8 protein-coding genes are annotated in these 11,398 nt (G+C 65.7%); 6 read left to right on the forward strand and 2 right to left on the reverse strand.

From position 1 onward, the window contains the following. Nucleotides 1-63: 63 nt before the first annotated feature. The gene (locus N7573_RS13685; RefSeq protein WP_006372781.1) at nucleotides 64-444 is read left to right on the forward strand and encodes a VOC family protein; all 381 of its coding nucleotides are present in this window, start codon (nucleotides 64-66) and stop codon (nucleotides 442-444) included. A gap of 195 nt (nucleotides 445-639) precedes the next feature. Next, a complete protein-coding gene (betT, locus tag N7573_RS13690) occupies nucleotides 640-2,619 on the forward strand; it encodes a choline BCCT transporter BetT (RefSeq protein ID WP_049400600.1) in 1,980 nt (659 codons plus the stop codon). A 98-nt stretch (nucleotides 2,620-2,717) separates the two neighbouring features. Here the strand turns inward: betT and N7573_RS13695 are convergent, their stop codons facing one another. After that, nucleotides 2,718-5,345 (reverse strand): TonB-dependent receptor, encoded by a 2,628-nt coding sequence (locus tag N7573_RS13695; RefSeq protein ID WP_279912733.1) that lies wholly within the window; start codon nucleotides 5,343-5,345, stop codon nucleotides 2,718-2,720. Nucleotides 5,346-5,572: 227 nt separating this feature from the next. Beyond that, on the reverse strand, nucleotides 5,573-6,550 hold the full coding sequence (locus N7573_RS13700; protein WP_279943194.1) for a zinc-binding dehydrogenase: 978 nt from the start codon (nucleotides 6,548-6,550) through the stop codon (nucleotides 5,573-5,575). Between the two features lie 431 nt (nucleotides 6,551-6,981). Between N7573_RS13700 and N7573_RS13705 the strand changes: the two genes are divergently transcribed. The 4 genes from N7573_RS13705 to N7573_RS13720 all read left to right on the forward strand — a co-directional run bounded on the left by N7573_RS13705 (nucleotide 6,982) and on the right by N7573_RS13720 (nucleotide 11,286). Then, nucleotides 6,982-9,345, forward strand: a complete 2,364-nt coding sequence (locus N7573_RS13705) for a ribonucleoside-diphosphate reductase subunit alpha (RefSeq protein WP_279943195.1) — start codon at nucleotides 6,982-6,984, stop codon at nucleotides 9,343-9,345. A gap of 109 nt (nucleotides 9,346-9,454) precedes the next feature. Beyond that, on the forward strand, nucleotides 9,455-10,495 hold the full coding sequence (locus N7573_RS13710) for a ribonucleotide-diphosphate reductase subunit beta (protein WP_024957408.1): 1,041 nt from the start codon (nucleotides 9,455-9,457) through the stop codon (nucleotides 10,493-10,495). 13 nt (nucleotides 10,496-10,508) lie between these two features. Further along, on the forward strand, nucleotides 10,509-10,988 hold the full coding sequence (locus N7573_RS13715) for a flavodoxin (RefSeq protein ID WP_279914049.1): 480 nt from the start codon (nucleotides 10,509-10,511) through the stop codon (nucleotides 10,986-10,988). Then, entirely contained in the window at nucleotides 10,960-11,286 is a 327-nt protein-coding gene (locus tag N7573_RS13720; protein ID WP_032130003.1) for a thioredoxin family protein, read from the forward strand. Before N7573_RS13715 ends, N7573_RS13720 begins: the two co-directional genes overlap by 29 nt. The last annotated feature ends 112 nt before the right edge of the window (nucleotides 11,287-11,398 follow it).

The following is an 11,398-nucleotide window of genomic DNA, read 5'->3' on the forward strand; positions in this document are numbered from 1 at the left end:
CAGGGCGTTTGCGATGACCGCCGGGCTCGCCGACACTGCGGTCTTTCCGCAGGGAGTGCCCGCATGTTCAGCCACATCACCGTTGGAACCAACGACATGGACGTCGCGCATCGCTTCTACGATGCCCTGTTCACCGCATTGGGCGCCCGTCCCGGTGTCTTCGATGACAAGGGGCGCCTGGTGTATTTCAAGGACGGCCGCATGTTCATCGTCACCGCACCGATCGATGGTGAGCCGGCCTGCCATGCCAATGGCGGCACCATCGGCTTCACCCTGGACAGTGCCGATGCCGTGCGTGGCTGGCAGGACGCAGGCGTAAGCCACGGTGGCACCGCCATCGAAGACCCGGCCGGCATCCGCAACATGGCCGGGCGGCAGCTGTTCCTGGCCTACCTGCGCGACCCGGATGGCAACAAGCTGTGCGCGGTGCATGTGATGTCGTGATTGGACAGTACGCGCGTGGCCGCGATGCACGCGGTCCGCGCGCGGCTGCGCTCGCAGGCACGCTTCGGCGCGCGCGTGATAACACGGAATGGTGGGCCGGGCCTGTGACCGCAGGCCGCAACTTCATGCTCTGTCCACTGCGGTTCAGCCAGAATCGGTCGGCTAACCCTTTGATCTACCGGAGAACGCCGCCCCATGGAAGTACTGGAGCCGCAACAATCCCCGGTGCGCACCCTTCGACCTGTGTTCGCCTTCGCGGCGATCGTTGTCGTGGCGTTCGCGCTGTTTGTCAGTCTGTTCCCGCTCGGTGCGGGCCGCCTTCTGGTCAAGGCGCAGGACTGGGCCGCACTCAATGTCGGCTGGTACTACCTGCTGGCGATGACCCTCTACCTGGTGTTCGTGGTCGGCGTGGCGCTGTCCAAGTACGGTGGCATCAAGCTCGGTGCCGACCATGACGAGCCGGAGTTCAGCTATCTCTCCTGGGCCGGCATGCTGTTCGCCGCCGGCATCAGCATCACCCTGTTCTTCTTCTGCGTCTCCGAACCGCTGACCCATTACCTGCAGCCGCCGCAGGGCGATCCGGCGGCCGGTGAGGCCGGCGCGCGCCAGGCCATGCAGCTGCTGTTCCTGCACTGGGGCCTGCATGGCTGGGGCGTGTTCGCACTCGCGGCGATGGCGATGGCCTACTTCGCCTACCGCCACAACCTGCCGCTGGCCCTGCGTTCGGCGCTGTACCCGCTGATCGGCAAGCGCATCAATGGCCCGATCGGCTATACCGTGGACGCGCTGGGCATTGTCGCCACCGTGTTCGGCATCGGCGCCGACATGGGCTTCGGCGTGCTGCACCTCAACGCTGGCCTGTCGCACCTGTTCAACATCCCGCACTCCAACCTGGTGCAGATCATCCTGGTGGTCAGCATGATGGGCGCGGCGGTGGCCGTGGCCGTTTCAGGCGTGGAGAAGGGCGTGCGCTGGATGGCCAACATCAACATGCTGCTGGCGATCGCGCTGGTGCTGTTCATGCTGTGCGCCGGCCCTACCCAGTATCTGCTCAGCACTCTGATGCAGAACCTGGGCGACTACCTCGGCAGCGTGGTCGGCAAGAGTTTCGACGTGTACGCCTATGGCGGCCGACCGGAATGGCTGGGCGGCTGGACGGTGTTCTACTGGGCCTGGTGGATCGGCTGGGCGCCGTTCGTCGGCCTGTTCATCGCCCGCATCTCGCGTGGCCGCACCATCCGCGAATTCGTGTTCGGCGTGCTGCTGATCCCGCTCGGCTTCACCCTGGCGTGGCTGTCGATCTTCGGCAACAGTGCACTGGACCAGGTGCTGCACCATGGCCAGCAGCAACTGGCGCAACTGGCGGTGGATGATCCACCCACCGTGCTGTATGCCCTGCTGGATGGGTATCCGTGGAGCAAGGCGGTGATCGCGGTGACGGTGTTCGTCAGTTTCATTTTCTTCGTGACATCGGCTGACTCCGGCGCGGTGGTGCTGTCCACGTTGTCCTCGCATGGCGGGGCGCCGGAGGATGATGGTCCGCGCTGGCTGCGCGTGTTCTGGGGCACGGTGATCGCGGTGCTGACCGCCGGGTTGCTGCTGGCCGGCAGCATCGATGCGCTGAAATCGGCGGTGGTGCTGGCGTCGCTGCCGTTCTCGGCGGTGTTGTTGCTGATGATGTGGGGCCTGACCCGCGCCTTCAGTGACGAATCGCACCGCAAGCGCGCGCTGCAGTACCGTCCCTCGCCGCTGATCGGTGACGACCGCCACCACCAGGGCTGGCGCCAGCGCCTGAGCCAGGCCATGCACTTCCCGGTGCGCGACCAGGTCTACCGCTTCATGGACGACACCGTGAAGCCAGCGATGGAGGCGGTGGCCGAGCAGCTGCGCGGGCAGGGCTGGGATGTGGCCACGCGGTTCGAGGCCGGCGACATGGAGTTGACGGTGAATCACGGCGAGCAGCAGGACTTCCTGTACCGGGTGATCCTGAGTGGCTACCTGACGCCGTCGTTCGCCGCGCAGCAGCTGCGCAACCAGCGCTACTACCGCGCTGAAGTGCACCTGTTCGAAGGCAGCCAGGACTACGACCTGGTCGGCTACAGCCGCAAGCAGATCATCAACGACATCATCAGCCAGTACGAACGGCACTTGCAGTTCCTGCACCTGAGCCGCTGATGCACGACCGCCGGGCTGGCCCCGGCGGTCAGTGGTAGTGCCGGCCGCTGGCCGGCAGCACAATTGGGGCGGCGCATCACCGCCGCCCCGATATCGCATCAGAACCGGTAGCGCGCGCCCAGCGAGACGAACTGCCCGCGCAGGTTGTACTGGCTGATGTCGAAGCCGTTGGAACCACCGGCCGGGTCGAACGGCGGGTCCTTGTCGGTCAGGTTCAGCACCGACAGCGACAGCGTGGTGTTGGGAATACCTTCGTAGGCGACGTAAAGATCCAGCTGGTGATACGGCTTGATGCGGTCGCGCAGCCCCGGATTGCTGGTGGCCGTCGCCACACGCTGGTCGTAGCCGCTCACGTACTGCAGGCTCAGCGTGCTGCTCCAGTCGCCCACCGCCCAGTTCAACGACGTGGTGCCGCGGGTGCGCGGCAGTGCGCCGTGGCGGTTGTTGCCGGCCCCGTCATAGGGCGCCTGGCCGGCCACCAGCGGCTGCTTGAAGCTGAGCAGGTGGGTCCAGCTGCCGGCCACGGTGAAGCTGCCCCAGCCATCGGTGCGGAAGGTGTGGTTGGCGTCCAGGTCCAGGCCCGAGGTGGTCAGTTCGCCCTGGTTGGCGTACTGGTTGGTGATGAACGTGATGCGCCCCTGTGCATCACGTTGCACACGCCCCGGGAACAGCGTCGGGTTGTCGACGATGAACTGCGCACTGTCCGGCTTGACCAGGTTGTCCTGCTCGATGCGGTACCAGTCCAGGCCGATGCTGGTGTCGCCATCCGGCGACCACACCGCGCCCACGTTGAAGTTGCGCGAGCGTTCGGCCTTCAGGTCCGGGTTGCCGGTGCGGATGTTGGTCACGCCGCGGCTGCCACCGGGCTGCAGCGGATCCAGCGGATCGATCACCGAGCCGTAGCTGACGGTCTGGCCCGGCGCGATCTCCGGCAGCGAGGGGGCGCGGAAACCACGCGAGAACGAGCCGCGCAGCAGCAGGCTGTCCAGCGGCTGCCAGCGCAGCGCCACTTTCGGCGAGAACGCCTTGCCGAAGTCATCGTAGCGGTCGCCGCGACCGGCCAGCTGCAGTTCCAGCGTGCGATGCAGCGGTACGCTCAGTTCGGCATACGCTGCGCTGACCTGGCGCTCGCCGTTCACCACGTTGATGGCCGGGCGCAGTTCGGTGCCCGACAGTACCTGCGCACTGGTACGTGCATCCAGCGATTCCTTGCGGAACTCGGCACCCCAGGCGAAGCCGACCGTGCCGGCCGGCAGTTCCCACAGCGAGGTCGATGCTTTGACGTTCAATGAGTGCAGCTTGTACCAGCCGGGGCGTTTGGTCTGCAGGCGCAGTGCATCCAGCGCCCCCGGCGTGCTGGACGGGTTGAGGAAGTCGTAGCTGCCATCGCGCAGGATCTGCTCGAATGCGTAGCGGTTGACGAAGTTGTCGACGTACTCGCGCTGTGCACTCTGCGAGGTCAGCGCTGCCACTTCCCAGTCCCAGCGCTCGCCACTGCCACGCACGCCGGCCAGGGCACGGTAGAACACCTGGGTGTTGTCCTTCAGGCGCGGGCCGAGATCGAAGAAGGTGTACTCGAACGGCAGCGGCGTGCTGCCCGGGTTGTTCGGGTGGCCGACCGGCAGCACCGCCGGCACATCGATCAGGGTGCCGGTGGCCGGGTTGTAGGCACGCAGGCCCGGCCCGACGGTCAGTGGCGCGCTGAAGATCTGGTCGGCCTTGTTGTGGCTGTACAGCACATCGGCGAAGGCCTCGACGCTGTCATTGAAGCGGTAGGTCGCACTCAGCGACGCCTGCAGGCGCTCGGCGCCGGGCTGCAGGGTCTTGAACGGCTGCGCATTGAAGGCGCAGGCCTGGCCGGGCAGGGTGCTGCCGAAGTCGCTGTACGGGCGCAGCTGGCTGCCGTCGGGGCAGTTGGCGAACGGTTGCGGCGCACGCGGGTTGCTCAGCCAGTTGCCACCGGCAGTGGACCACCCGGCCAGGCGACCGCCCGGCTTGTCGCGGAAATCGCCGCTGCGGGTATAGGCACGGTCATCGCCATCGAGGCGGTCGCGCTTGAGCAGGTCCAACCCGAACAGCACGTTCCAGCCCTGCTGTTCCAGGTCACCGAAGCCGGCCAGCAGGTTGGCCTTGCGCTCGTCCAGGCCGCCCTGGGTGGCGGTACCGAAGCCGCCGCCGATTTCCACGCCCTGGAAGTTCTTGCGCAGGATGATGTTGATGACGCCGGCGATGGCGTCGGAGCCGTACACCGCCGAGGCACCGTCCTTCAGCACTTCGATGCGTTCGACCGCACTGATCGGCAGCGCATTGAGGTCGACGAAGGTGTCCTGGGTGTTGAGCGCGAAGCCGAAGTTGGAGACGCGGTAGCCGTTGACCAGCACCAGCGTGTTCTTCGGCGACAGGCCACGCAGGCCGATCGAGGCCGAGCCGGCGGCGAAGCTGCCGGTGTACTGTTCGTCGAAGCTGTTGCCGGCATTGGCCGACAGGTTGCGCAGCACGTCGGTGAGGGTGGAGCGGCCGGTCTGCTCGATCTGTTCGCGGCTGACGATCTGCACCGGATTCGGCCCGGCGGTATCGCTGCGCTTGATGTTGGAGCCGGTCACCAGCACGGTGCCGAGGGTGGTGCTGTCCTTGCCGGAATCGGCGGTTTCAGCGGCGCCGGCAGCGCCGGCGGTGAGGCCCAGCGCGATCGCGCCGGCAAGCAGGTTCAGGGTGGTGCGGTACATGGAAGCGACAACGCCGAACGGGGGAGGAGCCGTCAGTACCGCACGCAGCCACGTGCGCCTTCCAATGACGAAAGCGCATTCAGTTATACATCACAGGTTCTTAACGAAAGTCTGTGGCCTCGGTGGGGCGGTCTGTGCTTCGGTGGGTGCGGACCGTTGGTCCGCATTCCTGCTGCGGGTCAGATCCCTTTCCAACGGAAAGGGATCTGACCCCGGTTGTCCGGCCATCACGGCCGCAGCAGCACCTTGCCATTGCGGCCGGAACCGCCACCGGCCTTTGCTGCCTGGGCGATGTCGTCCAGTGCGAAGATCTGCTCCACCGGCAGGGTCAGTTCGCCGCTCGCCGCGCGCTTCAGCAGTTCGCCAACCAGCCGGCGCTTGTCCTCCACCGCCATCGCCTGGCTGACCTTGCTGCCCCAGAAACCCTTCACCGTGGCTTCCTTGTAGATCAGGCCGCCGGCGGGAATGCGCATGGGTTCGCCGCTCATCACACCGAACGACACCAGGGTGCCGTGGTGGCCAAGCAGGTCGACCAGATCGCCGCTGGCGTCGCCGCCAATGGAATCCACCGCGGCCGCGGCCTGCGCTTCGCCGGTCGCCTCACGCACGCGATCCTTCCAGCCGTCTACCGAGGTGTCGAACACATGATCGATGCCCAATGCCTTCAACTGTGCGACCGCATCGGCATTGCGCACCAGGTTGGCCACATGCACGCCACGCGCCCGCGCCAGCATCGCCAGCGATTTGCCCACTGCGCCGTTGGCGGTGTTCTGCACGATCCACTGGCCCGCTTCGACGTGCAGGAATTCCAGCAGCATCAGCGCGCTCAGCGGCATCGCGATCAGCTGTGCGGCCATTTCGTCGGGGATCGCCTCCGGCATCGGAATCACCATGCGTGCCGGCGCGATGAAGGCTTCAGCCCAGGTGCCGTGCACCGAGGCGGCGGCAACCCGCTGGCCGATCTGCAGGCCGTCGACGCCGTCGCCAAGTGCATCGACCACGCCCAGTGCTTCACTGCCCCCGATCGCCGGCAGCGTTGGCTTGTAGCCATACAAGCCGCGCACGGTCAGCAGGTCGTGGTTGTGGATCGAGGCGAGCACGGTGCGGATGCGCACTTCGCCGGGGCCGGGCTCGGGCAGGGCGGCATCTGCAATGGCAAGGACGTCGGCCGGGTCGCCGAAGGAGGGGTACTGGGCAGCGCGCATGGGCGGTGTTCCGGGGAAAGTTGATGTTGTACCGAACTGGGGACGCAGGCGTTGTCGACAAGGCGCCGCAGGTGCAACACGGCATCCTGCGACTGATCGTCGCGACAGGTGCTGATTACCGCATCTTGTGTTGACGGGTTGGAATATCCCCACTATGTTGTGTCCGTCACTCCCGGTCAGCCGCCGCCGCCGGACATGCAGCAAACGTCCCGCGGCCCGCCCCTGAAGGCTTGCCGTGTCGACGCGGCCGCCATCGTGCGGACGCAGGTCGCCCCCACGGCCCGGATACCGGCCGCAGGCGCAGGCAGATGCCGACGACCTACGTTCCCGTGCCCTGGCAATCCACCCGTTCGCCCCGTGCGCCGGTATCGCGTGCAGGGCCGCCATGGCATCGACCGCCAACGCGCGTGCGAGCCTGGAGTTTCACCACCATGACCGACAGTACCTTCCGCGTGGCCGATCTGGCCGGCGCTGGCGACGCCTTGCGCGCCGGTGGCGAGCGCGTGCCGACCTGGATCACCAAGGAGGCCGGCAACCGCCGCCTGCCGTTCGAGGCCGAGCGCCTGCAGCGCAGCATCGACGCCGTGCATGCCGAGTTCCCGCAGCTGGATGTGAGCGACTACCGCCGTGTAGTGCAGTCGCTGGTCGAACGCAAACCGAGCATCAGCGCCGATGACCTGGTTGATCTGCTGATCCGCGAGGCCGAATCGCGCGTGGACCTGGTCGCGCCGGAGTGGGAACAGTTTGCAGCGCGCATCTACCTGCGCCGCCTGTACAAGCGCGCCAGCCGCAACCGCTTCTACGACGTCGGCCTGAAGTACGGCTCCTACGTGGGCCTGCAGGAAAGCCTGGCCGATCGCGGCATCTACAGCAACGACATCCTGCGCTGCTACTCGAAGGAAGAGCTGCAGCAGGCCGGCGAGATGATCGACCCGGAACGCGACCGCCTGTTCGCCTACAACGGCCTGTACCTGCTGGCCACGCGCTATCTGGCCAGCGATCGCAGCCGCGAGGTCTATGAACTGCCGCAGGAGCGCTGGCTGACCATCGCGCTGTACCTCATGCAGGAGGAAAAACCGCGCGAGCGGCGCATGCAGCTGGTCGGCGAGGCGTACTGGGCGCTGTCCAACCTGTACATGACGGTGGCCACACCGACCCTGGCCAATGCCGGCAAGGTGGGCGGGCAGTTGTCGAGCTGCTTCATCGACACGGTGGACGACAGCCTGCAGGGCATCTATGACTCCAACACCGATATCGCCCGTGTGTCCAAGCACGGCGGTGGTGTGGGTGCCTATCTGGGCTATGTGCGCAGCAGCGGCGCGCCGATCCGTGGCGTGGCCAATTCCTCCGGTGGCGTGGTGCCGTGGATCAAGCAGCTCAACAACACTGCGGTGTCGGTTGATCAGCTCGGCCAGCGCAAGGGCGCGGTGGCGGTGTACCTGGACATCTGGCACCGCGATATCGAAGCCTTCATGGACCTGCGCCTCAACAACGGTGACCAGCGTCTGCGCGCGCACGATGTGTTCACCTCGGTGTGCGTGCCCGACCTGTTCATGGAAGCGGTCGAGCGTCGCGCCGACTGGTACCTGTTCGACCCGCACGAGGTGAAGCAGGCCAAGGGCTGGTACCTGCAGGACTTCTACGACGAGAAGCGTGGTTCTGGCAGCTTCCGCGACCGCTACGCCGAGCTGGTGGCCGATGAGCGCATCAGCCGCCGCACGGTGAAGGCCATCGATCTGTTCAAGCGGATCATGCTCAGCCAGCTGGAGACCGGCAACCCGTTCCTGTTCTACCGCGACGAGGTCAACCGCCGGAACCCGAACAAGCACGCGGGCATGATCTATTCCAGCAACCTGTGCACCGAGATCCTGCAGAACATGAGCCCGACGCGGATGATCCAGGAGATCGTCAGCGGCGACCAGATCGTGACTACGCGCCGCGCCGGTGACTTCGTGGTCTGCAACCTGTCCTCGATCAACCTCGGACGTGCGATCAGTGCGCCGGATGACCTGCTGGCCACCGACGTGCTGGAGCGCCTGATCCCGATCCAGGTGCGCATGCTCGACAACGTGATCGACCTCAACGCATTGCCGGTGCCGCAGGCCACGATCACCAACCGCAAGTACCGTGCCATCGGCCTGGGCACGTTCGGCTGGCACCACCTGCTGGCGCAGCAGTCGATCCAGTGGGAATCGCCGGATGCCGAAGAGCTGGCCGACCGCCTGTACGAGCGCATCAACTTCCTGACCATCCAGGCCAGCGCGCAGCTGGCGAAGGAGAAGGGCAGCTACCCGATGTTCGCCGGCAGCGATTGGCACAACGGACGCTACTTCAGTGACCGCGACTACAACGGCGCGGCCTGGGACAGCCTGGCCCGCGAGGTCGCCACGCACGGCCTGCGCAACGGCTGGCTGTTGGCGGTGGCGCCGAACATGAGCACCGCGCAGATTGCCGGTTCCACCGCCTCCATCGACCCGATCTACAGCGCGTTCTACTACGAGGAAAAGAAGGATTTCCGGCGTCCGGTGGCCGCTCCGGGTTTGTCGCTGGAGACCTGGCCGTACTACGAGAAGGGTGCCTACAAGGTCGACCAGTTCGCCAGCGTGCGCCAGAACGCGCGCCGCCAGCGCCACGTCGACCAGTCGATCAGCTTCAACCTGTACGTGCCAAGCACCATCCGCGCCAGCACCCTGCTGGAGCTGCACCTGAGTGCCTGGCGCGAGGGCCTGAAGACCACCTACTACGTGCGCTCCAACGACATCGACATCAGCGAATGCGAGTGGTGCTCCAGCTGACCGCCGGCGGCCCACGGTAGTGCCGGCCGCTGGCCGGCAACCCCGCGATCCACGGTAGTGCCGGCCGCTGGCCGGCAACACGATAGAAAGAGAACGAAGGCAGAAACCCATGGCAACCCCCCTCGACCGCATCAAGATCCTCGAACCGCGCCATCCCAACCGCAGCACCGGCATCATCAACGGCCGCACCAGCGGCATCCTCAACTGGAACGACATCCCGTACCCGTCGTTCTATCGGGCCTACAAGGAGCTGTCCACCAACTTCTGGATTCCCGACGAGGTCGACATGAAGCTCGATGCCCGCCAGTACGGCGAGCTCAACGCACGCGAAAAGAACGCCTACGACTCGATCATCGGCCTTCTGGCCACGCTGGATTCACCGCAGACCCGCTTCATCTACAACGTGGCCGAGTACATCACCGACCCGGCCGCGCATGCCAACGCGGCGATCATCGGCCAGCAGGAAGTGATCCACAACGAGAGCTACAGCTACGTGCTGGCCTCGATCACCGACCTGCCGAACCAGAACCGCATCTTTGAAATCGCCCGCACCCACCCGACCATCATCAAGCGCAACGCACCGATCATGGGCGCGTACGACGACTTCATGCGCGAGAAGACCGCCGAAACGCTGCTGAAGTCGCTGATCCAGTCCTCGATCCTGGAAGGCATCAACTTCTATTCCGGGTTTGCGTACTTCTACAACATGGTGCGGCAGAACCGCATGAACGGCACCGGCAAGATCATCAGCTTCATCAACCGCGACGAGCTGGCGCATACCAAGTTCATCAGCGAGCTGATCCGCGCCATCATCGGCGAGAACCCTGAGCTGCAGACCAACGAGCTGACCGCCTACGTGCACCAATCGTTCGAACACGCGATCGAGCTGGAGACGCAGTGGTCGTCGGAGGTGCTGGACGGTATCGATGGCATCGACGTGGACGAGATGGTGCGCTACGTGAAGTACCGCGCCAACAAGATGGCCGGCATGCTCGGCATCGAACGCCTGTACAGCGACACCACCGACAACGTGATGCCGTGGATCAAGGCCTACGCCGACAACTTCACTGAAACCAAGACCGACTTCTTCGAGATGCGCAATGCAAGTTACAAGAAGACCAACGTCGACAACGGCTTCGACGATCTCTGAGCCCGGTGCCGTGCTGAGCATCCTGGTGGTGGTCGCCTCCTTGAGCGGCAACACCCGAGAGCTCGGCCGGCAGATCGCCGAGCGCTGCCGCGCTGCAGGTCACGCCGTGCACTGGCACGAGGCCGACGACCTGCGGCAGGCGCCGCCGCTGGCCGCCGGCGAGGCCGATCTGGTCCTGCTGGGCTGCTGGACCGACAACGCCGGCCGCACGCCGGCGGAGATGAAGGCGTGGGTGGCCGGCATTGCCGAGCGCGGCGAGCGGCCACGGCAGCTGGCGGTGTTCGGCACCGGCGAAACGCAGTGGGGGCAGGAGTACTACTGCGGTGCCGTGCACCGGCTGATCCGCTACTTCCGCAGCGACTACCCGCCGCTGGAGATCGAACAGATGCCGCATGGCGTTCGCCATGCCGCGGCCATCGAGGCCTGGACCGACGCGGTCCTGGCCCATTACTGGAGCAACACCGATGCAGATCATCGACGCCACCACGCCTGAGCAGTTCCAGCAGCTGCTGGCCGAACATCCGAGGGTGCTGGTGGATTTCCACAAGGACCAGTGCCCAGGGTGCCGGATGCTGGAGATGTCGCTGCACCGCGTGGCGACCAGCAGTGCAGGGCAGGGCATCACCCTGCTGCGCGTGCAGCTGGAAGTGCTGGGTGAAGCGTTCTTCAGGGGACTGGGGTTGCGGCAGACGCCGACGCTGTCCCTGTTCCGTGACGGCGACGAACGCACCCGCCTGGCCGGGTTTCAGTCGCCGCAGCAGATTGAAGCCGCCATTGCGCTGCATCTGTAGAGTCGAGCCATGCTCGACTGCTGTTCGCGCGGTGATGGAATGAGTTGAGCATGGCTCGACTCTACAAAGGCATGCACGCGTGGCGCGGATCTGCTGGCGGGATTTGCTTTCT

Source organism: Stenotrophomonas sp. GD04054, assembly GCF_029836955.1.
GTDB classification, from domain to species: domain Bacteria; phylum Pseudomonadota; class Gammaproteobacteria; order Xanthomonadales; family Xanthomonadaceae; genus Stenotrophomonas; species Stenotrophomonas maltophilia_A.